The sequence below is a fragment of the Rhodanobacter sp. DHB23 genome (assembly GCF_014842975.1).
Classification (GTDB): Bacteria; Pseudomonadota; Gammaproteobacteria; order Xanthomonadales; family Rhodanobacteraceae; genus Rhodanobacter_A.
On the sequence record NZ_JACYXK010000022.1, the window covers coordinates 47,803 to 71,203 of the forward strand.

At 68.1% G+C, this 23,401-nt stretch carries 19 protein-coding genes; 4 read left to right on the forward strand and 15 right to left on the reverse strand.

Annotation, left to right across the window (positions count from 1 at the left end):
- Positions 1 to 96: 96 nt before the first annotated feature.
- The 12 genes from purH to cutA form a co-directional block, all read right to left on the reverse strand.
- Complete coding sequence (gene purH / locus IHE47_RS04955) at positions 97 to 1,707, reverse strand: bifunctional phosphoribosylaminoimidazolecarboxamide formyltransferase/IMP cyclohydrolase (protein WP_192104769.1); 1,611 nt, start codon at positions 1,705 to 1,707, stop codon at positions 97 to 99.
- Between the two features lie 80 nt (positions 1,708 to 1,787).
- Positions 1,788 to 2,075, reverse strand: a complete 288-nt coding sequence (locus tag IHE47_RS04960) for a helix-turn-helix domain-containing protein (RefSeq protein WP_192104770.1) — start codon at positions 2,073 to 2,075, stop codon at positions 1,788 to 1,790.
- A gap of 181 nt (positions 2,076 to 2,256) precedes the next feature.
- Positions 2,257 to 3,105, reverse strand: a complete 849-nt coding sequence (locus IHE47_RS04965) for a zinc-ribbon and DUF3426 domain-containing protein (RefSeq protein ID WP_192104771.1) — start codon at positions 3,103 to 3,105, stop codon at positions 2,257 to 2,259.
- Positions 3,106 to 3,205: 100 nt separating this feature from the next.
- Positions 3,206 to 4,105 (reverse strand): 50S ribosomal protein L11 methyltransferase, encoded by a 900-nt coding sequence (prmA, locus tag IHE47_RS04970; protein WP_192104772.1) that lies wholly within the window; start codon positions 4,103 to 4,105, stop codon positions 3,206 to 3,208.
- 169 nt (positions 4,106 to 4,274) lie between these two features.
- Entirely contained in the window at positions 4,275 to 5,645 is a 1,371-nt protein-coding gene (gene accC, locus IHE47_RS04975; protein WP_192104773.1) for an acetyl-CoA carboxylase biotin carboxylase subunit, read from the reverse strand.
- 56 nt (positions 5,646 to 5,701) lie between these two features.
- Entirely contained in the window at positions 5,702 to 6,079 is a 378-nt protein-coding gene (locus IHE47_RS04980) for a four helix bundle protein (protein WP_192104774.1), read from the reverse strand.
- 16 nt (positions 6,080 to 6,095) lie between these two features.
- Positions 6,096 to 6,557 (reverse strand): acetyl-CoA carboxylase biotin carboxyl carrier protein, encoded by a 462-nt coding sequence (accB, locus tag IHE47_RS04985; protein ID WP_192104775.1) that lies wholly within the window; start codon positions 6,555 to 6,557, stop codon positions 6,096 to 6,098.
- Positions 6,558 to 6,613: 56 nt separating this feature from the next.
- On the reverse strand, positions 6,614 to 7,057 hold the full coding sequence (gene aroQ / locus IHE47_RS04990) for a type II 3-dehydroquinate dehydratase (RefSeq protein ID WP_192104776.1): 444 nt from the start codon (positions 7,055 to 7,057) through the stop codon (positions 6,614 to 6,616).
- A gap of 325 nt (positions 7,058 to 7,382) precedes the next feature.
- Positions 7,383 to 7,910, reverse strand: a complete 528-nt coding sequence (locus IHE47_RS04995; protein ID WP_192104777.1) for a TlpA disulfide reductase family protein — start codon at positions 7,908 to 7,910, stop codon at positions 7,383 to 7,385.
- Positions 7,907 to 10,096, reverse strand: coding sequence for a protein-disulfide reductase DsbD (locus IHE47_RS05000; protein ID WP_192104778.1), 2,190 nt, complete (start codon positions 10,094 to 10,096; stop codon positions 7,907 to 7,909). Before IHE47_RS05000 ends, IHE47_RS04995 begins: the two co-directional genes overlap by 4 nt.
- Before the next feature lie 70 nt (positions 10,097 to 10,166).
- Positions 10,167 to 11,063 carry a DMT family transporter gene (locus tag IHE47_RS05005; protein ID WP_192104779.1) on the reverse strand — a complete coding sequence of 299 codons (897 nt, stop codon included), beginning with the start codon at positions 11,061 to 11,063 and terminating at the stop codon, positions 10,167 to 10,169.
- Between the two features lie 85 nt (positions 11,064 to 11,148).
- Complete coding sequence (cutA, locus tag IHE47_RS05010) at positions 11,149 to 11,451, reverse strand: divalent-cation tolerance protein CutA (RefSeq protein WP_192104780.1); 303 nt, start codon at positions 11,449 to 11,451, stop codon at positions 11,149 to 11,151.
- A gap of 240 nt (positions 11,452 to 11,691) precedes the next feature.
- Between cutA and groES the strand changes: the two genes are divergently transcribed.
- Together groES and groL are read left to right on the forward strand one after the other, a co-directional pair.
- Positions 11,692 to 11,985 (forward strand): co-chaperone GroES, encoded by a 294-nt coding sequence (gene groES / locus IHE47_RS05015; protein ID WP_049623107.1) that lies wholly within the window; start codon positions 11,692 to 11,694, stop codon positions 11,983 to 11,985.
- A gap of 102 nt (positions 11,986 to 12,087) precedes the next feature.
- Entirely contained in the window at positions 12,088 to 13,731 is a 1,644-nt protein-coding gene (gene groL / locus IHE47_RS05020; RefSeq protein ID WP_192104781.1) for a chaperonin GroEL, read from the forward strand.
- 95 nt (positions 13,732 to 13,826) lie between these two features.
- On the opposite strand, the gene IHE47_RS05025 is transcribed toward groL, so the two are convergent.
- The 3 genes from IHE47_RS05025 to IHE47_RS05035 form a co-directional block, all read right to left on the reverse strand.
- On the reverse strand, positions 13,827 to 14,303 hold the full coding sequence (locus IHE47_RS05025; RefSeq protein WP_192104782.1) for a hypothetical protein: 477 nt from the start codon (positions 14,301 to 14,303) through the stop codon (positions 13,827 to 13,829).
- Positions 14,300 to 15,121 carry an HNH endonuclease gene (locus IHE47_RS05030; protein ID WP_192104783.1) on the reverse strand — a complete coding sequence of 274 codons (822 nt, stop codon included), beginning with the start codon at positions 15,119 to 15,121 and terminating at the stop codon, positions 14,300 to 14,302. The genes IHE47_RS05025 and IHE47_RS05030 overlap by 4 nt, the downstream gene beginning before the upstream one ends.
- Before the next feature lie 141 nt (positions 15,122 to 15,262).
- Positions 15,263 to 17,179 carry an LTA synthase family protein gene (locus IHE47_RS05035; protein WP_225561639.1) on the reverse strand — a complete coding sequence of 639 codons (1,917 nt, stop codon included), beginning with the start codon at positions 17,177 to 17,179 and terminating at the stop codon, positions 15,263 to 15,265.
- Between the two features lie 256 nt (positions 17,180 to 17,435).
- Here IHE47_RS05035 and glnE point away from each other — a divergent pair, with 256 nt between their 5' ends.
- Together glnE and IHE47_RS05045 are read left to right on the forward strand one after the other, a co-directional pair.
- The gene (glnE, locus tag IHE47_RS05040; protein ID WP_192104784.1) at positions 17,436 to 20,288 is read left to right on the forward strand and encodes a bifunctional [glutamate--ammonia ligase]-adenylyl-L-tyrosine phosphorylase/[glutamate--ammonia-ligase] adenylyltransferase; all 2,853 of its coding nucleotides are present in this window, start codon (positions 17,436 to 17,438) and stop codon (positions 20,286 to 20,288) included.
- Positions 20,289 to 20,398: 110 nt separating this feature from the next.
- Complete coding sequence (locus IHE47_RS05045; protein ID WP_192104785.1) at positions 20,399 to 23,395, forward strand: ligand-binding sensor domain-containing diguanylate cyclase; 2,997 nt, start codon at positions 20,399 to 20,401, stop codon at positions 23,393 to 23,395.
- The last annotated feature ends 6 nt before the right edge of the window (positions 23,396 to 23,401 follow it).

Here is a 23,401-nt window from a genome sequence, read left to right on the forward strand (position 1 = left end):
CCTCCTTTCCTGCTGGGAAGAGGGGCTGGCGATAGGGGGTTTGAAGGCGGCTTCGCCGCCTTCAGTGATGGAGTGCCAAATTTGTTTCAGGCACTTTCAGTGCCTGAAATGCCGCATCCCGGTGAACACCATCGCCATGCCGTGTTCGTCGGCGGCGGCGATCACCTCGGCGTCGCGCATCGAGCCGCCGGGCTGGATCACCGCGGCGATGCCCGCCGCCGCCGCGGCATCGATGCCGTCGCGGAACGGGAAGAAGGCGTCGCTCGCCATCACCGAGCCGCGCACCTCCAGTTTTTCGTCGGCGGCCTTGATGCCGGCGATCTTCGCGCTGTACACGCGGCTCATCTGCCCGGCGCCGATGCCGATGGTCTGGCGGTCCTTCGCATAGACGATGGCATTGGACTTCACGAACTTCGCCACCTTCCACGCGAAGATCAGGTCGTCGATCTGCGCGGGCGTGGGCGCCACCCTGGTCACGACCTTCAGGTCCTCGGCCTTCACCATGCCGGTGTCGGCGCCCTGGATCAGCAGGCCGGAGCCCACGCGCTTGACGTTGTTGCCGGGGTGCGCGGCGACCAGGTCGGTGCCCGGCGGCACCGGGATTTCCAGCACGCGCACATTGCCTTTCCTGGCGAACGCCTTCAGCGCATCGTCGCTGTACGCGGGCGCCAGCACCACCTCGACGAACTGCCGCGACACGATGGCCTGCGCGGTGGCGCCGTCGAGCTCGCGGTTGAACGCGATGATGCCGCCGAAGGCCGAGGTGGGGTCGGTCTGGTAGGCGAGGTCGTAGGCCTTGCCGATGCCGTCCAGGCTCACCGCCACGCCGCAGGGGTTGGCGTGCTTGACGATCACGCAGGCGGGCTTGGTGAAGCTGCGCACGCACTCCCACGCGGCGTCGGCATCGGCGATGTTGTTGAACGAGAGCTCCTTGCCCTGCAATTGCACGAAGGTGGCCAGCGTGCCCGGCGCGGGGTACAGGTCGCGATAGAAAGCGGCGGCCTGGTGCGGGTTCTCGCCGTAGCGCAGGTCCATCACCTTGACGAAGCGACCGTTGGCCTGTGCGGGGAAGGCCTCGTGGCCGGCGATGGCCTCCTGCGCTTCGTCCAGCTTGAGGCCCGAGAGGTAGTCGCTGATCGCGCCGTCGTAGTTGGCCACGTTGTTGAACGCGGCGACCGACAGCTGGAAGCGCGTGGCGCGCGAAAGCCCGCCGTGCTGCTCGATCTCGGCGAGCGCGGCCGCGTACTGGTCCGGGGAGGTGAGCACGCCCACGTCGTTCCAGTTCTTTGCCGCCGAGCGCAGCATCGCCGGGCCACCGATGTCGATGTTCTCGATGGCGTCCTCCAGCGTGCAGCCCGGCCTGGCGACGGTGGCCTCGAACGGGTAGAGGTTGAGCACCAGCAGGTCGATGGGCTGGATGCCCAGCTCCGCCATCACCGCGTCGTCGGTGCCACGCCGGCCGAGCAGGCCGCCGTGCACCTTGGGGTGCAGGGTCTTCACGCGGCCGTCCATGATCTCGGGGAAGCCGGTGACGTCGCTGACGTCCTTCACCGCGATGCCGGCGTCGCGCAGCGCCTTTGCACTGCCGCCGGTGGAGAGCAGCTCCACGCCCCGGGCGGCGAGGCGTTGGCCCAGCTCGATCAGGCCGGTCTTGTCGGAAACGCTGAGCAGGGCGCGGCGGACGGGGACGACGGCGGGGGCGGGCATGGCGGCTTCCTGACGGGAAAGCCGCGAATTATAGCCCAGTCGGCGGCGCGGCCGTCTTTTGGACGGCCAAACGCGGCGGATTACAGCAGGCCGTGCGCGGCCAGCTTCTTGCGCAGGGTGGCGCGGTTGATGCCCAGCGCCACGGCGGCGCGGCTCTGGTTGCCGTCATGGAACGCCAGGACCTCGCGCAGCAGCGGGCCTTCCACCTCGTGGATCACCAGCGCGTGCAGGCCTTCGCCGCAGTCCGCGTCGCCGAGGTCGGCGAGGTAGCGGCGCACGGTGCGGCTGACGCATTCGCCAAGCGCACTCTGCGACGCGACCGGGCGGTTGGCCTCGGCGGTTGGCAATCTCACGGCGTTCACTGACATTTCCCTCGGCGCGTCTCGTGCGGCTGCGTGGGCCGCTGTTCTGATGGTCCTGCGCGACCGCATCGGCGATCGTCCCGTGCATGCTGCTGGCGGTGCGCGGGACGGGTGAGTCTACCCGTGTGGGTCGCGGATTTTAAGTGCCGCGTCTGTCCGGCGCGTATCGCAGGCAGCCTGCGGCGCGCTATTCGAAATCGAACTGGTAGGCAACCGCCGCCTCGCCGGGATCCTGCACTTCCAGCAGCAATGCCGTGGTGGCGCCGGGCGCGAGCCCGTGGCTCAGCACGACGGGATCGTCGAGATAGTCGGTGGGCAGCAGGCGGCGCATCGACAGCCGATGGCCCTGTGCATCCGACAGGGTGACCACCACCACCGGCCAGGGCTGGGCGAACGCCGCGTCGTTGCGCAGACTGAGGCTGATCATCAGCGCATTCGCGGCGTTCGGATGCGTTTCGACGTTGCTGGCGAGCAGGCGCAACTGCTTCGGCGCGGCGACCAGCGGCAGGCGGCAGCCCAGCGCGTCGCAGGCGCCGCGCAGCAAGCCGCCGGCGAGCGGGGTACGGACCAGGTCGTCGCGATCGATCCACGCCACTTCGCCGGCGAGTGCGATGGCCAGCGCGACGCAGACCAGTACCCAGGGCCAACGCCGTTGCCGGTCGGCATCGCGTGCCGCACGGGGCCTGCGTCCGGTTCGCGGCGGCTTGTGCTTGCGCGATTTCATCGCGAAGCGTGGCGCGAATACCAGTTGCGAGAAGTCTTCCGCCGCCGCGGCAGGCGCCGCTTCCGCCACCACGACAGGTTCGGGTGCGGGGCGTTGCGGGCGATACACCACCAGCTCGATGCGCGGCGGCGCCAGCGCCTGCTCGTTCAGCGGCATTTCCCGGAACGGCTCCGGCGGCAACTGTTCGCTGAGCGTGGCGAGGCTGTCGAAGCCGGCGCCGCAATGCCCGCACAACACGTAGCCGTGCGCCTGCACCAGCGCTTGCGCGCCGAGCGAGAATACGGACAGGCACTCAGGACATTGCGCGTACATGCGGTGCGTCGCGTTGAACGAGCCGCAAGCTTAGCAGGGGATGTGCGGGAGCCAGTTCACTCTCCCTGCGGGCCGCATGGATATGGCGGTGAACCGGCGTTTAGCCGTGGCGATGCCCGCTGATGCGCACCCAGCCGTCGTGGATGTCCACGCGCAATGCGTCGAACCATTCGGCGTAGCGCGCCAGCAGTTCGTCCTGCTGGCCGTCGAGGATGCCGGAGATCGCGAACGGTGCGCCGGGCTTCGCCGCCGCCGCGAACACCGGCGCGAGTTCGCCCAGCGGGCCGGCGAGGATGTTCGCCACGAACACGTCGGCGGCGGCCCTGGGTTCGTCACCCGGCAGGTGGACGTCGAGGCGTTCCGCCACGCCGTTGCGCCCGGCGTTGTCGCGCGAGGCGAGCAGCGCCTGCGGATCGTTGTCCACGCCGACGGCATGCGCGGCGCCGAGCTTGAGTGCGGCGATGGCGAGGATGCCCGAACCGCAGCCGTAGTCGATCACCGACTTGCCGGCGAGCTCGAGCCCGTCCAGCCATTCCAGGCACAGCGCGGTGGTGGGGTGCGTGCCACTGCCGAAGGCGAGGCCGGGATCGAGGCGCACTACCACGCATGTGTCGTCCATGGGTGGCTCGATGTTCCACGGGTAGATCCACAGCCGCCGTCCGAACGACATCGGCTGGTACTGATCCATCCACACGCGCTCCCAGTCCTGGTCTTCCACTTCGCGGAAGCCCAGCTGATCGGGCTCCAGCCACGGCAGCAGTTCGCCCAGCGCGGCGGCGAGGCCGCGTCGATCCGCGTGTTCGTCGAACAGCGCGTTCAAGGTGATCGTGGGCCACAGCGGCAGCTCGCCCACGCCCGGCTCGAAGATCGCCTGCTCGTCCGGCGTCTCCGCATCGGCGTCGCGCAGCGTGATCGACAGCGCGCCGAGATCCTCCAATGCCTCCTCGGCGCGAGGCTGCTGTTCGAGGCGGGTGGTGAGGGAGAGTTCGAGGAAGGGCATGGCGTCGGCTTCACTCCCTCTCCCCTGCGGGGAGAGGGTTGGGGTGAGGGGTGTTCTGGCGATGGAGTTTGAATGAGCGGGCTTTGTTCTGGGCCTGTCGCAAGCCCCGTCCCCTCTCCTCAATCCTCCCCCCAGAGGGGAGAGGAGGCGAACGCGAACAGCGCGGTACTCAATGACCGCCGCCGGCCTTTTCCTTCTGCTCCGCCATCCGCTTCTCGAGGTAGTGGATGTTCTGGCCGCCGTGCTGGAAGCCCACGTCGACCATGATGCGCTGCTGCAGCGGGATGTTGCACTTCACGCCCTCGATCACCGTCTCGGCGAGTGCGAGGCGCATGCGCGCGATGGCGGTGGCGCGGTCGGGGCCGTGCACGATCAGCTTGCCGATCATCGAGTCGTAGTTCGGCGGGATCTTGTAGCCGTCGTACAGGTGCGTGTCCACGCGCACGCCGGGGCCGCCGGGTGCCTCGAAACGCTTCACCGTGCCGGGGCTGGGCATGAAGGTGTCGGGATCCTCGGCATTGATGCGACATTCGATCGCATGGCCGCGGATCACGATGTCTTCCTGCTTGATCGACAACTTCTCGCCGCCTGCGATCAGCAGCTGCTCGCGCACCAGGTCCACGCCGGTGATCAGCTCGGTTACCGGGTGCTCGACCTGGATGCGCGTGTTCATCTCGATGAAGTAGAAGCGACCGTTCTCGAACAGGAACTCGAAGGTGCCGGCGCCGCGGTAGCCGATGCGGATGCAGGCGTCCACGCAGACCTTGCCGATCTCGGCGCGCAGTTCCGGCGTGATGCCGGGCGCGGGCGCTTCCTCGACCACCTTCTGGTGGCGGCGCTGCATCGAGCAGTCGCGCTCGCCGAGGTGGATGGCATTGCCCTGGCCGTCGGCCAGCACCTGGATCTCCACGTGGCGCGGGTTTTCCAGGAATTTCTCCATGTAGACCATGTCGTTGCCGAAGGCCGCCTTGGCCTCCTGCTTGGTCATCACGATGGAGTTGCCGAGGTGCGCCTCGGTGCGCACCACGCGCATGCCGCGGCCGCCGCCGCCACCGGCCGCCTTGATGATGACCGGGTAGCCGATCTCGCGGGCGATGCGCAGGTTTTCCTCGATGTCGTCGCCCAGCGGGCCGCCGGAGCCGGGCACGCAGGGCACGCCCGCGGCCTTCATCGCCTTGATCGCCTCCACCTTGTCGCCCATCAGGCGGATCACGTCGGCGGTGGGGCCGATGAAGATGAAGCCCGATTTCTCCACCTGCTCGGCGAAGTCGGCGCGCTCGGACAGGAAGCCGTAGCCCGGATGGATGGCCTGGGCGTCGGAGATTTCCGCTGCAGCGATGATGCGCGGGATGTTGAGGTAGCTCTCCGCCGACGGCGCCGGGCCGATGCAGATGGCTTCGTCGGCGAGGCCGACGTGCTTGAGGTTGCGGTCCGCGGTGGAGTGCACCGCCACGGTCTTGATGCCGAGACTGTGGCAGGCGCGCAGCACGCGCAGGGCGATTTCGCCGCGATTGGCGATGACGACTTTTTCTAGAGGCATGGGATTCGGGATTCGGGATTCGGGATTCGAAAAAGCGGGCACTGGCGTGGCATCGGTCATTCCTCGCGGGATTGAACGGAGCGGATGAGTGCGTTCAACTTGGCGAAGACGCGATCCAGCAGATCCGCTGTTTCAGGCGGAACCTTGGCGTAGTCGAGGCGCTCGGCGATATGCAATTGCGTGTCCAGTTCGGAAAGCGAGCCACGGGCAATGGAAAGGAAGCGCAGGTACTCCGGCGTCGATTTTCGCGCGACACCCTCGGCGATGTTCGAGGGTACGCTGATTGCGGCGCGACGCAGTTGGGCGGTGAGGGCGAAGCGTTCATCGTCCGGGAAGCCATGACTCAGCCGGTAAATCGCTTCGACGAGATCCATCGCATCGCGCCACACCTCAAGCTGCTGGTGTGGCCGCTTTGCCGAATCCCGAATCCCCATTCCCGAATCCCGGCTCTCAGGCAATCACGAACATCGGCTGGTCGAATTCGACCGACTGGCTGTTGTCGACCAGGATCGCCTGGATCGTGCCGGACACGTCGGCCTCGATCTGGTTGAACATCTTCATCGCCTCGATGATGCCCAGCGTGTCGCCGGCCTTCACCTGCTGGCCCACCTTGGCCAGCGCAGGGGCGCCAGGCGTGGCGGAGGCATAGAAAGTGCCGACCATCGGCGCCTTCACCACGTGGCCGGCGGGCAGGCCGCTGACGGCAGGGGCGGCTTCGACAGCGGCGACCGGTGCGGGTGCTGCCGCCACCGGCGCGGGGACCACGGCGACCGGTGCGGGCGCGGCGACGGCCACGCCGCCCTTGGGTACGCGTGACAGGCGCACCACTTCCTCGCCTTCCTTGATTTCCAGTTCGGCGAGGTTGGATTCCTCGAGCAGGTCGATCAGCTTCTTGATCTTGCGCAGATCCATGGGATGGCCTTCATGTCATGGGCCGCCTTGGGCGGCCGGAAAGGAAAAGGGGTGGTTCAGCGTGGCGCCAGCCGGGCGACGGCGGCGTCCAATGCCAGGCGGTAGCTGTCGGCGCCGAAACCGCAGATCACGCCGACCGCGATGTCGGCCAGATACGAGTGGTGCCGGAACGGTTCGCGGGCGTGCACGTTGGACAGGTGCACCTCGATCAACGGAATCGCCACCGCCGAGAACGCGTCGCGCAGCGCGATGCTGGTGTGGGTGAGTGCGCCGGCGTTGCACAGGATCATCGCCACCTGTTCGTCGCGTGCCTGGTGCACGCGGCCGATCAGCTCGTGCTCGGCATTGGACTGGAACCATGCCAGTTCATGCCCGGCGGCTTGCGCTTGCGCGGCCAGCCGGCCGTTGATGTCGGCCAGTGTGTCGCTGCCGTAGATGGTCGGCTCGCGTGCGCCCAGCAGGTTGAGATTGGGTCCGTGCAGAACCAGGATCTTGGCCACGCCATGCCTTCGACGACGTCCGGACGACCCGGAACGGGGCGCAGTGTGCGCGCTGTTGCCGATGTTGTCCAGTTCGGCGCAGATCGGCGATGTTCGATGGAGAAGCCGTGCGTCGGCGTATGTGTGGGTGTGACTCTTGCGATCATCCCAGATCGCGGAGATCAAGCGGGTGACTGTTCATGACCGCACTTTTCATTAGTCCTTGCGATCATCCGTGATCGCGAAGATCACACGGGCGGCCATCCGTGGCCGCACTTTTCACTTGGCTCTTGCGATCATCCCTGATCGCGAAGATCACATGGGCGGCCATCCATGGCCGCACTTTTTACATAAGCCATCGATCGAGCGTGGTGGCGTCCAGCGGGCCGCGGTGCGTGGCGATCACGCGCCCATCGGTGTCGATCAGCACGCTGTACGGGAGTATCTCGTCGCCATCACCCCACAACAGCGACGTGCTTGGAGACGCCATGCGGCCGAGCAGGATGGGGTAATGCACGGGATGATCGGCCAGAAAGGTACGAACACGTGCGGGATCATCCATCGCGATTCCGAGCACGATACTGCCGTTTTCGCCGAACTTGGCTTGGGCGCGATCCAGCGCGGGCAGTTCGTCCAGACAGGGTCCGCACCAGCTTGCCCAGAAATTCAGCAGCACGCGACGGCCGCGGTAATCCGCCAGGCCATGCGTGCGGCCTTGCAGGTCCGGCAATTCAAGGAGGGGTGCTGGCTCACCAACCTGTGCCACCGTCACCCCGGCCGGCACATGCGCCAGCCGGCTCTCGTGTTGCAACCAGCCGCCCAGTGTCGCGGCCAGCACCGCCGCGACCAGGATGACGAGGTTGTCGCGGCTCAATGCGCCGCCTCATCCAGCGCCCGCTCCACCAGTGCCGTGGTCAGTACCGTGGGCAGTTGGCGGCCCTCGCCACCGCCCTTCGGGAACACCACGTACAGCGGCACGCCCGGCGAGTGGTAGTGCTGCAGGAAGGCGGTGATCGCCGGATCCTCGTTGGTCCAGTCGCCCTTCATGTAGACCGCGCCGTCGCGCTTGAGCGCGTCATGGAAGGCGGCGCCATCCAGCACGGCGTGCTCGTTGGCCTTGCAGGTGATGCACCAGTCGGCGGTCATGTCCACGAACACGGGCGTGTTGGCGGCGCGCAGTTCGGCGAGCTTCGCCGGGCTGTACGGCACGGTGCCTTCTTGCGCCGTCGCGGTGTTCACCGTGGCCGGCAACTGTGCCAGCAGGTACAGCGGCGCCAGCGTGGCCAGTGCCAGCAGCGCGGTCAGTACGTGGTGCAGCGGGCTGCGGCCACGGCTGCGCTCGAACCACCACAGCGCCAGCGCCAGCAGCACCAGTGCTACCAGCAGCAGGCCCACCGCATCGGCGCCGCGCTGGTTGGCCAGCACCCAGGCCAGCCAGGCCGCCGTGAGATACATCGGGAACGCCAGCACCTGCTTCAGCGTTTCCATCCAGCGCCCGGGTTTCGGCAGCCAGCGCGCCAGCGCGGGGACATAGGCGATGGCGAGGAAGGGCAAGGCCAGGCCCACGCCCAGCATGATGAAGACCAGCAACGCGTGCACGGCCGGCGCGGCGAAGGCATAGGCCAGCGCGCCGCCCATGAAGGGGGCGGTGCAGGGGCTGGCCACCACGACGGCGAGCACGCCGGTGAAGAAGTCGCCGGCCACGCCGCCGCGATTGGCCAGCGAGCTGCCGGCGTTGCCCAGCGAGGCGCCGAACTGCACCACGCCAGACATCGACAGGCCCAGCGCGAAGATCACGCAGGCCAGCACCGCCACCAGCAGCGGCTGCTGCAACTGCGTGCCCCAGCCCAGCGCATGGCCGGCCGAACGCAACGCGAGGATACCGATACCCAGCGCCAGGAAGCTCGCCAGCACGCCGGCGGTATAGGCCAGCGCATGGAGGCGCCGGCGCGCGGGGTTCTCGCCGCTTTCCAGCAGGCTAACCGCCTTCAGCGAGAGCACCGGCAGCACGCAGGGCATCAGGTTGAGGATCAGCCCGCCGCCCAGCGCCAGCAGCAACGCGGCGAGCAGGCTGGTCTGCAGCGGGCCGGTGGGCGTGGCCGCGCCCGTGCCCGATGCGACAACGCCTTGGGCCGCCGCGCCGCCGGCGAGATCGATGATGGCGTCGCGCGTCATCGGCGGGTAGCACACGCCGCCGTCCTTGCAGCCGAGGAAGCTTGCTTCCAGCGTCACTTGCCGGCGGCCCGCGGTGTTGCCTTCGATCGCGACGGGCAGTTCGAGATCGCCGAAGTACACCGTCACCGTGCCGAACTGCGCATCCGGATGCTGCACGCCACCCGCCGGCCACGCGGGTGCGCCGAGCTTCAGGCCATCGGCATCCTTCAGCTTGAGCGTGATGTGGTTGCGATAGACGTAGTAGTCCTTCGGCATCGTCCAGCGCAGCAGCAGGTGCTGTGCGTCCTGTGCGAGCGCGGAGAACTGGAAGGCCTGCTCCTGCGGCAACGGCTCGGACGATGCGCTGTTTCCGCTACCGCCCAACTGCTGCAACGCATTGCCCAGGTTGTTGCCTGCAGCGGGCGTTGCGGCGGCGGCAGGCAGCGGCAGGTCGAGCTGTTCGGTATGCGGCGGATAGCAGATCTTCGGCTCCACCTCGTGGCAGCCCTGGTACTGCACGCTGAGCACGGGATGCGTGGTGCCGGGCGCCACGGTGTAGGGAATGCTGGCGTCGACGGAGTGGTGGTAGGTCTCGACCGGGCCGAGGTAGGGATCGACGTGTTTCTCGCCGGCCGGCAGTTGCGCCTCGCCCAGCGTGACGCCGGGGCCGGCGGTGAACTTCATGCGGCCACGGTAGAGGTAGTAGTCCTGCGCGATCACCCAGTGCAGCTTGAGCGTGCCTGGCGTGCCGGCATCGGCACTGAGCTTGTAGGCCTCGGTCACCGGCAGGATGTTGTCGTCCTGCGTCTGGGCGAACGCGGCGGGTGCCAGCAGGCAGCACAGGCCAAGCAGCAGGAAGGCCAGTCCGGGCAGGCGGGCGGCCACACGGCCGGTGATGAGGCGCATCGCGGTTCCAGTGGTGCAGCGGGGAAAGCCATTATGGATCATGCTGCACTGGCTTCCGTGTGCTGCGGCTTCATGTTTCTCCGGTCGCCAGCGACGGTGCCTTGCGGCGCGCGTGGATCAGGCCGGTGGTGAGCGCCGTGCCCAGCAGGATCACCGCGCAACCGCCGAGCATGCGCGCACTCACCGGCTCGCCCAACAGCAATGCCCCCCAAAGCACGCCGAAGGCCGGTATCAGGTAGGGGATCACCATGATCCGAGCCGCGCCGACCCGCGCCAGCACCTGGAAGAACAGTACGTAGGCCAGCGCCGTGCACAGCACGGCCAGCCCCGCTGCCGCCAGCCAGGCCTGCGGCGGCGGGGTCTGCGCCGGCCAGAACAGCAGGGTCGGCGGCAACAGCAGCAGCGCGGCGACCATATGGCTGCCGACCGTCACCACCAGCGGCGTCACGTGGGCCAGGCGCAGGTGCGTGTAGTGCACCACGTAGCCGTACAGCGCGGTGGCGGTCACGCCGGCGAGCAGTGCCAAACCGGCGCCCGGCCCCAGTGCGAGACTGCCTTCGGCCAGCCAGACCACACCGGCAAAGCCGACCACCAAGCCGGCACTGCGCCAGGCATCCAGCCGCTGGCCCAGCCAGAGCCAGCCGACCAGGGCGGCGAACATCGGCGTTATGCCGTCGATGATCGAAGCCAGTCCGGCTGGCAGGCTGCGCGAGGCAAAGGTGAACAGCGCGAAGGGCAGCGCCGAATTGGTCAATCCGACCACGGCGATCGGCCACCAGTGCGCGCGCCATTCGGCCCGGCGCTGGCGCGAGGCCAGCAGCGGCAGGAAGCAGAGTGCCGCGCCGATCGCGCGCAGGCCGGCCAGCGGCAGCGCGCCGAAGGCACCGGCGCCCATCCGCATGAACAGGAACGAGCCGCCCCACAGGGCGCCCAGCGACAGCAGCACGGCGTAGTCGGTCTTCTTCATCTTGATTGGGGCGGCAACGGGAGCACACAGTTTGCCGCGGTGCCACTGACAAGGGCTGTCAGCAGTCTTCGGCCGCGCCGCGCACTCAGTCCAGATAGGCCGCATGCCCATGCTCGATCGGCAGCGCGATCAGCTCGGGCAGTTCATAGGGGTGCAGTTCCAGCAGGCGCGCCTTGAGCACCTCGAAGCGTGGGGTCGTGGTCTTGATCAGCAGCAGCTCCTCGCCCTCGGCATGCACTTCCCCCTGCCAGCGATAGGTGGAAAGCACGCCCGGCAGGCGGTTGACGCAGGCAGCGAGTCGTTCTCCTACCAACGTTTCGGCCAGCTTTTGCGCGCTGGCGGCGTCAGGGCAGGTGCACAGGCACAGCAGGATGGCGGGGGTGGACATGGCGGCGACGACCGGATTGGGCGATCCACGGTAGCAGAGGCCTCTTGAAAGCCTCTCCCGCCGGATCCATCCGCCGCTCCGGGCTGGCCCCGAACCCGCCGGACCGGGCTCGTCGTCACTTGCAGTCGGGGGCCTTGAATCGCCAGAATTGGCACTCATCTTTGCCGAGTGCTAACAGCGGCCCGCGCGCCGGCCTGTCAGCCCTCGACCTTTTTCATCACCGAAGCTTGGGAGCCACCCATGAGCAAACTGCGTCCGCTGCACGACCGCGTCATCGTCAAGCGCCTGGAAGAGGAGCGCGTCTCCGCCGGCGGCATCGTCATCCCCGACAGCGCCACCGAGAAGCCCACCCGCGGCAAGGTGATCGCCGCCGGTACCGGCCGCATCCTGGAAGACGGCAACGTCCGCCCGATGTCGCTGAAGGAAGGCGACGTGGTGCTGTTCGGCAAGTACGCCGGCCAGGAAATCAAGATCGACGGCGAAGAGCTGGTCTTCCTGAAGGAAGACGACATCGTGGCGGTGATCGAGGGCTGAGCGCGCCACCCGCGCCCGCCCGTCGCCGGAAGCTTGCTCCGGCAATGCTTTCGAAACGACAGACCCCTTTCCTTATTTCAAAATTTTTGAGGCAAAAATTTTATGGCCGCTAAAGAAGTCCGCTTCGGCGAAGACGCCCGCTCGCGCATCCTCAAGGGCGTGAACACGCTCGCCAACGCCGTCAAGGTCACCCTGGGCCCGAAGGGCCGCAACGTCGTGCTGCAGAAGAGCTTCGGTGCCCCGACCGTCACCAAGGACGGCGTGTCCGTGGCGAAGGAAATCGAGCTGGCCGACGCCTACGAGAACATGGGCGCGCAGATCGTCAAGGAAGCCGCCTCGAAGACCTCCGACAATGCCGGTGACGGCACCACCACCGCCACCGTGCTGGCGCAGGCGTTCATCCGCGAGGGCATGAAGGCCGTCGCCGCCGGCATCAACCCGATGGACCTGAAGCGCGGCATCGACAAGGCCGTGATCGCCGCCGTGGCCGAGCTGAAGAGCCTCAGCAAGCCCACCGCCGACGACAAGGCGATCGCCCAGGTCGGCACCATCTCCGCCAACTCCGACAGTGCCATCGGCGACATCATCGCCACCGCGATGAAGAAGGTCGGCAAGGAAGGCGTGATCACCGTCGAGGAAGGCTCGGGCCTGGACAACGAGCTGGACGTGGTCGAAGGCATGCAGTTCGACCGCGGTTACCTGTCGCCGTACTTCATCAACAACCAGCAGAGCCAGCAGGTCGAGCTGGAAGACCCGTTCATCCTGCTGTACGACAAGAAGATCTCCAACGTGCGCGAGCTGCTGCCCGTACTCGAGGGCGTGGCCAAGGCCGGCAAGCCGCTGCTGATCGTCGCCGAGGAAGTGGAAGGCGAGGCGCTGGCGACCCTGGTGGTCAACACCATCCGCGGCATCGTCAAGGTCGCCGCCGTCAAGGCGCCGGGCTTCGGTGACCGTCGCAAGGCGATGCTGGAAGACATGGCCATCCTGACCAACGGCCAGGTGATCTCCGAGGAAGTGGGCCTGCAGCTCGAGAAGGCCACGGTGCAGGATCTGGGCCGCGCCAAGAAGATCGTGGTCACCAAGGAAAACACCACCATCATCGACGGCGCCGGCGAAGCCGAGAAGATCCAGGCCCGCATCAAGCAGATCAAGGCGCAGATCGAGGAGACCTCCTCCGACTACGACCGCGAGAAGCTGCAGGAGCGCGTGGCCAAGCTGGCTGGCGGCGTGGCCGTCATCAAGGTCGGTGCCGCGACGGAAGTCGAGATGAAGGAAAAGAAGGCCCGCGTCGAAGACGCCCTGCACGCCACCCGTGCGGCGGTGGAAGAAGGCGTGGTGCCGGGCGGCGGCGTGGCGCTGATCCGTTCGCTGAAGGCGGTCGAGAACCTGAAGGGCGACAACGAGGACCAGAACCTCGGCATCGCCATCACCCGCCGCGCGCTGGAAGCCCCGCTGCGCGAGATCGTGTTCAACGCCGGCGCCGAGCCGTCCGTGATCGTCAACCAGGTCAAGGAAGGCAAGGGCAACTACGGCTACAACGCGGCCACCGGCGAGTTCGGCGACATGATCGAGTTCGGCATCCTGGACCCGACCAAGGTCACCCGTTCGGCCCTGCAGTACGCCTCCTCCGTGGCCGGCCTCGCCATCACCACCGAAGCGATGGTGGCCGAGCTGCCGAAGAAGGAAGAGCACAACCACGGCGGCGCCCCCGGTGGCATGGGCGGCATGGGCGGCATGGATTTCTGATCCGGCCCACCGCTGCACGCAAGTCGAAAAACCCCGCCATGGCGGGGTTTTTCTTTGGCTGCGTTGTCGTTATCTCAGTGCAGACGTCTGCAGCATCACTGCCACTTTTCCATCTCGTCTACGATGATGTATTCGAGTTGCTCTTCAGGGCTCACGCCGGTTCCGTTCAAGAGTTCTTCTGCCCATTCGCGACCAAACCTTTCGGTGATGTCGTAGAGCCAAACACCACTGAATTCCTCCGCATCCATGCGGCGCCAACGCTCGGATAGCATCGGTGCGTGACGGATCACTTCGTCGATGAAGCCCATGTAGCCATCGTATGCATCAAGGGACTCGCCATGATGCTCCTTGAGAGTATCGGCGGCTCCCAATGCGAGGAAGGCGATTTCCTCGGCAAGGGATTCATCGAACTTGGCGGAGCTTGCTGCCTCGCGCTTTTCCAGCTTCGCTAGTGCGTCGGCAGGTGTCGTTCCGAAGGCGTATTCCTCGCCATCACCTCTTTCAGCGTAGTAGTGGGCGCTCGCCGCAGCACGCCAGTTTGGGCCGACAGGGCCAATGGTGATGTTCTTCATGTCTGGCCTCCCAGCATGGTTGCTCGGTGACTGTGGGTGAAAGCAGGGTCTGGCCTGAACCGTTCCGGCAATTCGATCGGACGGCCATCGAGTGGCCAGAACACTTCCTGTAGGAACGCATCCTTGCTTGCCTTCAGTTGGTCGGACAGCACGATTCGGTTTTCGTCGGTTAGCGAGAACAGGTGTTGGTCGAACGCCTTGTCGTGGATCGCCGAGAGGCATAGCCCGTTGCTGGGATTCAAGCGATTCGCCTTGTCCTCGCGCCACGGCACGATGTGGCTGGCGACGAGCAGGCGCGTGTTGCTGACACCCGAGATGCAGCATCGTCCGCGATAGCTGGCGAGCACGGCGCGGCGGAAGAAGTTTTGCTTGATGCGCTGCTGCACGAGGGCTTGTCGAGTAGCGCCGGTGTAGTCGTCGAGCGCGAAAGCGTCGTCGGCTTCGCGAGGAGCCTCGCTGTGCAAGCCATGTTCGCGCAACAGGTGCTGGCGGAGTTGTTCGCACTCGATGGCGAGGCGTTCCCAATCGGCGTGGAACTCATCCCAGATCTCGCGATCCAGCGTGGATGCGCCGCTCAGTCCCTTGCGTCCCGTGCCGGTGATCGATGGGTCGAGGCTGGCGAAGTTGACCAGCTTCATCGCCAGCGCACTCGGCGTGCGACCGATCAGCTTGGCCAGTTCGATGATCTGCGGGTTCTTGCTGTGCAGCTTGCCGAATGGCGTCTGGCAGTAGTAGACGAACGCGAGCTTGAGTTGCTCGGGCGTCCAATTGCCCTTGTTGGAAAACGCGCCGGGCGAAAACTTGATGGTGTCAGGCATGGCGACTTCCTTGGCAGCAAGCCTGCATCCTGGCACTTCGTGGTGTCGCCGACTACCTGGCGTGCGATGCGCCGGGTGTCGCCTGAATTCGCCGTGGATGGCCCCGGAACCCGTTCAATGCCGCCGCATCGCCGATGTGGCTCAGGGGCGTGCGGTCACCGGCGTGGAAGCGGGGGCGTGCACCATGCTGGATGGTGTTGTCGCCACGGATGCCGCGCTGGTCGTCGCGGCCGGCGTTGGCGCGGCGGGTTTTCCCAGCACCTTCGCCAGCAGCGGTTGCAGCTTCCGGTTCATGCGCAACTGCTCGACACTGGCCATGGACTGGTCGAGTTGGCGGGTGGCGTCGCTTTCGTCGGGTTGCGGTGCGCCGGGGGCTCGGGTGAGCGCGGCGAGCTTCGGGCCGAGCTGCTGGGTGAGTGCGTAATAGGCGTCGTCGTGGATGCCCGCGGCGGCGAGCAGCTCGCCGGGCATCAGCCATGCGGCGGTGTCCTCGTGCACCGGTTGCGCGGTGCTGCGCGGATCGACCAGCAACCACGTGCCGGGCTGGGCGAGCATGTCGCCGCCGTCGACGAAGCCGTTGCTGCGATAGAACTCGGTGAGCGCGGGCAGGTGGTCGCCGTAGAACAGCAGCAGGGTGGGGCGCTGGCGCCTGGCGAGCGCATCGGCGAGGCGGCCCAGTTCCTGGTCGGCGTGCTGCATGTGGTAGAGGTAGTTCTGCACCTCCACCTTGTCCTTGCCGTCGATGCCCGCGGGCACCGCGATGGCGTCTCGCGCGGCGGTGTCCTTCGGCTCCACGTCATAGGGGCCGTGCGCCTCGATGCTGATGGCGAAGATGAATTGCGGCGGCCCGTTGTCCTTGAGCTGGCTCAGGATCTCGTCGGTCATCGCGCTGTCGGCCATGTACTTGCCGTCGTTCGGCGCGTCGCGCGGGAAATCCGCCTGCGACACGAAGCGCTGGAAGCCCAGCGCCTTGAACGCGGTGTTGCGGTTCCAGAACGTGGGGTCGTTGCCGTGCACCGCCACCGTTGCGTAGCCGTGCGCGTCCAGCACGTGGACGAGGCTGGGTACTTCCTTGCGGCCCATCTGCAGGTAGGGGAACTGCAGGTTGTCGAAATAACGCAGCGACAGCCCGGTGAGCATCTCGAACTCGGTACGGATGGTGCCGCCGCCGAAGGTGGGCACGTGCAGCGCGCCGCTGGTGCCGTGTGCGGCGAGGCGGCGCAGGTTGGGCGTGAGGTCGCTGTGCGCGTAGCCGTTGGTGATGCCGGGATCGAAGAACGACTCGCTCTGGATCACCACGATGTCGGGCAGCACGCTGGCGTTCGGCGTGCCGGTGCGCCGGCGCAGCGCATCGGCGGACTGGTTGATCAATTGCTCGGCCACCACGCTGTTGGGCTTGGGTTTGTGCAGGTTGTACTGCAGGTCGAACATCACCAGTTCGCTGAGCAGGCCGGCGTGCTCGCGGGTGGACGCGGCCGACCACGGCTCCAGCCACAACACGTGCCCGTTGTAGACCTTCGCCCAGCCGCTCCAGCCGGCGAACAGGCTGCCGAGCAACAGTGCCAGCGCGCCGCCAGCCGCGAGGCGCCTGCCGCCGGTGCGGTGCTGGAACAGCGGTGGCTCCAGCCGCCATGCCGTCACCAGTACCAGCACGCCCGCGACCAGCGCCAGGTACGGCCACGGGCTGTGCGGCAGGTAGCCGGCCAGCAGGTGCGTGCCGCCCTTGCGCAACTGGCCCACCATGCGGAAATCCGCCGGCAGCAGCGGCGTGCCGAGGTTCGCCATCTTCAGCGTGTTGATGCCGTAGACCAGCACTTCCAGCAGGCAGGCCAGCCCGAACGACAGCAGCAGGCGGCGCGTCGCGACCAGCAGCAAGCCGGCGAACAGCAGGCCGGGCCAGGCATTGGCAAGCAGGAAGCGCGGCTGGTCCAGCATGCGCAGCGGCTGCACGCCCTGTCCGCCATCGAGCAGGCCGGTGAACAGCACGAACAGCAGCACCATAACCAGCACCATGGCGATGCGCGGGGTCGTGCTGCGGAGGGCGGGGGCTGGGGCCATGGAGGAACCGGTTTGTTGAAGAGTGCAGCCATGGATGGCTGCCCATTTGATCTTGGCGATCAAGGATGATCGCAAAGGGTTTAAAGAGTGCAGCCATGGATGGCTGCCCGTTTGATCTTGACGATCTAAGGATGATCGCAAAGGAACAGTAATCAGGATGACATGAATCGATTGTTGCTCCGGCGTGCCTTGGCAACGGGTTGGCGCGGGAACGGTGCACCGGGCGCGGCTGGCGCAGCTGCGGCACAATTCAGGGATGCCTCACGAATCCCCTGCGCTGCGCGCCCTGATCGACGACCGCTATGCCGAGCTGGCCGCGCGCTGCCGCGCCGCCGGCGTGCCCCTGCACGACGACGCCGGCGTGGCCGAGCGCATCCGCCGCACGCTGGCGGCCAGCGACTTCGCGTTCGAGGCGTGGCGTGCCCAGCCTGCACTGCTGTCGCCCGCGGGGCTGGAGCGCCTGCGCTCGAATGCCGATGCCGCGGCGCGCATCGAGGCGCTGAAGCTGCCCGCGGACGAAACGCCGACGCTGGCCGCGTTGCGCCGCTTCCGCCACGCCGAGGCATTGCGGCTGGTGTTCCGCGACGTCAACGGCCTGGACGAGTTGCCGGACATCCTTTCCGCCACCAGCGTGCTGTACGAAGCGCTGCTGGAAGTGGCGCTGGGCTGGAGCGAACGCGCGCTGGCCGAACGTTACGGCCACGCGCGCAGCCGCGAAGGCGAACGGCAGCGGCTGGTGGTGGTGGGCTTCGGCAAGCTGGGCGGGGCGGAGCTCAACTTCTCCTCCGACATCGACCTGGTGCTGGCCTACCCGCACGGTGGCGAGAGCGACGGCGCGCGCGTGCTGGACAACGGCGAGTACTTCGTGCGGCTGGGGCGGCAACTGGTGCGCCTGCTCAACGAGCCCACCGTGGACGGCATCTGCGCGCGCGTCGACCTGCGCCTGCGGCCGTTTGGCAATGCGGGGCGGCTGGCGTTGTCGTTCTCGGCGATGGAGCAGTACTACCAGCGCGAAGGCCGCGACTGGGAGCGCTACGCGTGGATCAAGGCGCGCCCGGTGGCCGGCGACCGCACCGCCGGCAAGCAGTTGTCGGAGCTGCTGCGGCCCTTCATCTACCGCAAGTACCTCGACTACACCGCGTTCGCCGGCCTGCGCGAGATGAAGGCGCTGATCGACGCCGAGGTGGCGCGCAAGGACCTCGCCGACAACCTCAAGCTCGGCTCCGGCGGCATCCGCGAGATCGAGTTCATCGTGCAGCTGGTGCAGCTGATCCGCGGCGGCCGCGAACCGTCCCTGCGCGTGCGCGGCCTGCTGCCCGCGCTGGCCGCGTGCGAGGCGCGCGGCCACATCCCCGCCGTGCGCGCGAAGGCGCTGCGCGAGGCCTACGTGTTCCTGCGCCAGCTGGAGAACCGCGTGCAGATGCTGCGCGATGCGCAGACGCACGACATTCCGGACGACGCATTGAGCCGCGAGCGCATCGCGTTCGGGCTGGGCTGGCAGGCATGGGAACCGCTGGCGGAAGAACTGGCGAGACATCGCGAGATCGTCGCCAACGAATTCGCCGCCGTGCTGATGCCGCAAGGCGGCCGCAGTTCGCGCGTACCCGCGGCGGACGCCGCGCTGTGGCAGGCCGCCTGCGCCGGCACGCTGGACGCCGGCCTGCTGGAAGCCAGCGGCTTCGTGCCTGGCGCGGAAGTGGCCGATGCGCTCGCCAAGCTGCCGCAGGGCGGCGCGGTGCGCGCGATGTCGGCGCGCTCGCGCGAGCGGCTGGACCACCTGATGCCGCAGCTGATCGCCGCCGCGCGCGGCAGCAAGGCGCCGGTGCCTTGCCTGTTGCGCCTGTGCCGGCTCACGCAGGCGGTGGCGCGGCGCTCGTCGTATCTGGCGCTGCTCGAGGAGCAGCCTGCCGCGCGCAAGCGGCTGGTGGCGCTGTTCGCCGACAGCGCCCTGCTCGCGGAGCAGGCCATCGCCCAGCCGTTGCTGCTTGACGACGTGTTCGATCCGCGCATCGACCAGTTGCCGTTCAAGCGCGCCGACATCGCCGCCGAGATCGCCCGCGTGCTGGCGACGCTGGAGGAGCGCGAGGCCGAGGCCGAGCTGGAGCGCATCAACGAATTCCAGTCCTCCACCGCGTTCCGGCTTGGCTTGGCCTTCAACGACGGCCGCGCCGACGCGGCGGCCACCGCGCGCCGCCTCGCGGCGCTGGCCGAATCGGTGGTGGGTGCGGTCACCACCCTGGCCGAGCGCGAGCTGATCGCCCAGCACGGCCGCCTGCCGGGCGAGGGCTCAGGCTTCGCGGTGCTGGGCTACGGCAGCCTCGGCGGCGGGGAACTGGGATTCGCCTCCGACCTCGACCTGGTGTTCGTGTACGACGGCAGGCGTGCGCAGGCGGTGAGCGATGGCGCCCGCCCGATCGAGGGTGCGCGCTGGTACCAGCGCCTGGCCCAGCGCGTGATGAACTGGCTCACCGTGCCCACCCGCGCCGGCCGCCTGTACGAAGTGGACACGCGCCTGCGTCCCGACGGTTCCAAGGGCCTGCTGGTCGGCAGCCTCGACGCCTTCGTCGCTTACCAGCAGAGCCGCGCATGGACCTGGGAGCACCAGGCCCTGCTGCGGGCCCGCCCGGTGGCCGGGGATGCCGCGCTGGGCGCGGCGCTGGCGGCGGTGCGCCGCGACGTCCTCGGCGTGCCGCGCGAGGCGTCGCACGTGCTGGCCGAGGTGAGCGGGATGCGTCGCCGCTGGCGTGCCGAACGCGACCGTTCCGACGCGAGCAGCCTCGACCTCAAGCAGGGCCACGGCGCCCTGCTCGACATCGAGTTCGTGCTGCAGGGACTGGTGCTGGCGCACGCATCGAGCCGGCCCGACCTGCTCGGCGTCACCTCCAGCACGGCCCTGATCGAGGCCTGCCGTGCCGCGGGCCTGCTGGATGCCGGCCAGGCCGCGATCCTCGTCGTGGCGCATGCCGAACTGCTGCGCCGCGCCTTGGCCTGCACGCTCGACCTGCGCCCGCGCATCGCGCCGCGCGACGCGGAGCTCGAACAGGTGCGGGCCAGCGTGGATGCGGTCGCCCAGGCGCTGGGTTTCGCGTTCTCCGGGGCCGCCGGCTAGGCCCGGCCGCCCCCTGGCGGCGCTTGTCTGGGGCCGCGCCGGCAGGGCAATATCGCAACCGGGTCGGCAATGTCATCCAAGGGGATGGTCTTGCCGGGCGAAGGGGTTGCATGGCACGGGTGTCGTACGCGGTGTTGCTCGCGGTGCTGGGCTGCATATCCGGTATGCGGCCGGCCACGGCATTGAGCCCGCGCATGCCGATCCACGCCATGACCACCGACCACTGGAACGTCGAGCAGGGCCTGCCGCAGATCACCGTGACGGGCATCGCCGAGGACCGCGCCGGCTTCCTGTGGGTCAACACCCAGACCACCGTGGTGCGCTTCGACGGCAAGCAGTTCGTCGCGTTCGACCGCACCGCCACCGGCGTCGATACCAGCATGCTGTCGGCGATCTGGGCCGACCCGCGGGGGCAGGTCTGGTTCGGCGGCTCGCGCGGCCTGTTGCGCGAGCAGCAGGAGCGCTTCACTGCGCTGGGCGGCGATGCCGTCAACGCGATCATCGACGCCGGCGACGGCACGCCGCTGCTGGCCACCGCGAACGGCCTGGCCCGCGTGCGCGACGGGCGCATCGTCGCCGTGCCGGGTTACCGCGGGCCCGCCTTCAGCCTGCTGCGCGAGGGCACGAGCTTGTGGGTGGGCGGGTTGGGGCGCGTGTGCCGTTTCGTGGCCGCGCACGATCCGTCCGCCCCGACCTGCATCGCGCTGGCCGCCGGCCATGCGCCGGTGGAGGTCGTGCAGCTGGCTTTCAACCGGGGCCAGTTGTGGCTGGGCACGCGTACCGGCCTGATGCGGCTGGACGATGGCCATATCGTTGCCGCCGGTCTGGGCGAGGACCTCGACTCCACGTCGATCGAAAGCCTGCTCGCCGACCGCGACGGCAACCTCTGGATAGGCACCGTGCCGGGCCTGTACCGCTTGCTGCCCGACGGTGCGCTCGAAAAGGCGGCCGACGACGACATCGCCCCCAAGCCCTGGGTGCAGGCGTTGTACGAGGATCGCGCCGGCAACCTGTGGCTGGGCACGCACACCAACGGCCTGTACCGGATCTGGAACGGCTGGACGCATCGCGTGTCGTCACGCGACGGGCTGGCCGATCCGCTGGTATGGAGCGTGGCGCGCGCGCCGGACGGCAGGATCGTGATCGGCACCAACTCCGACGTCGAGGTCTACGACGGCCATGACGTGCAGCCCCTGATTGCCGGCAAGCGGCTGCCCAACCCTTCCGCCTACGAGCTGTACTACGACCGCCAGGGACGGTTGTGGGTGGGCACCCGCAGCGGCATAGCGGTTTTCGACGGCGACCGCGACGTCACCCCGCCGGCCATGTCCGCGCTGGCCAGCCTGCAGATCGACGACGTGCGCGAAGTCGCCGCCGACGACGTGTGGATCGGCACGTCCGGCGGCCTGTACCGCTGGCACGCGGGCCGTCTCGACCGCCTCGATCCCGGCGCGTCGGCATCGGCATCGATCATCCGTTCGATCCTGCCGCTGGCGCCCGGCCACCTGTATCTCGGCACCGAGGACGGCGTGCGCGAATGGCGCGATGGGAAGCTGACGCAGCCGGCGTGGGCCGGGCCGCTGCGCGGGCATTTCGTATCGCGCGTGGCCCTGCTGGGGCCGGGCATGCTCGGCATCGCCACCACCGATGCCGGCGCCGGCGTCGTGGTCAACGGCTCGCTGCGCATGACCAGCGGGAAGGACGGCCTGCCCAGCGACAACGCATGGACGCTCGACGTGCTCGGCGGGAACCTCTACGCCGGCACGATCAACGGCGTATGGCGGTTGCCGCTGGCGCAGCTGCCGCTGCCCGGCTCGCCCGGGGACGGTGACGTGATGCCGCAACAGCTCGCCGGAGAACAACGCCTCACCCGGCTGCGCAGCTCGCATTGCTGCAATGGCGGCGGCGGCGCGCGCAGCCTGCTGGTCGGCGACACCGTCTGGTACAGCACCACGGACGGCATACTCGGTATCGACACGCGTGCCCTGGTCGAGTCGCCGAAGCCGCCGGAGGCGAAGATCGAATCCGTCGAACGCGATGGCCATCGCTTTTCCGGCGGCGAGGTCGACCTGCGCAGCGGGTCGCGCGACCTGGCCATCCAGTACACCGCCCCGTACCTGCACGTGGGCGACCTGCATTTCCGCTACCGGCTGGAAGGCTACGACACGGAGTGGCAGGACGTGGGCGCGCGTCGCGTGGCGTTCTACACGCACCTGCCGCCGGGGAAGTACCGCTTCCGCGTCGCCGTGTCGCTTCCCGGCGCAGCGGGTTTCGGCCGCGAGGCCAGCGTGGCGATACGGATCGAGCCGCGCTGGTACGAACGCATCGTGGTGCGCGTTGCGGCGGTGCTGCTCGCGTTGCTGGCGATTGCCCTGCTGCTGGCATGGAACCAGCGCACGCAGCGCCGCCGCAGCGCGTGGCTGGAGGCGGAGGTCGAACGCCGTACCGCCCAGCTCGCGCGCGCGGTGGAACGCCTGCGCGTGGCCAACCTGGCGCTGGCCGAAGAGAGCCATACCGACGCGTTGACCAAGCTGCACAACCGTCGCTACCTGTTGCAGCTGCTGCCCGGGCTGCTGGCGAATCACCCGTGCATCGGCGTGCTGCAGATCGACATCGACTACTTCAAGCAGGTCAACGACAACTACGGCCACGCGGTGGGCGACGCCGTGCTGCGCGCGCTGGGCGGGCTGCTGTCGAAGTCGCGGCGCGTGGGCGACGTGGCGGTGCGCTGGGGCGGCGAGGAGTTCCTGCTGCTGTTGCCGGGTGTCGATACGACCAACGCCTTGCTGGAGGTCGCGGAGCGCCTGTGCCGTGACATCGCCGGGCAGGATTTCGCCGATGGCCGTGGCGGCAATATCCGCCTGACCGGCTCCGTCGGCTTCAGCCGGTACCCGCTGGCCGCGCACCCGGACGGCGACAGCTTCGACACCGTGCTCGAATTGGCCGACTTCGCGCTGTACCGCGCCAAGCAGGATGGTCGCAATACCTGCGTCGGGCTGGTCGCCAGCGACCCGTTGCCGCCGGAAATCCTGCTCCATCCCATCGCGCCGCAGATCGGCGCACTGGTCGCGGAGGGGCGCTTGCGCTGGGTGCGCTCGTCGCCCTAGTGCCCG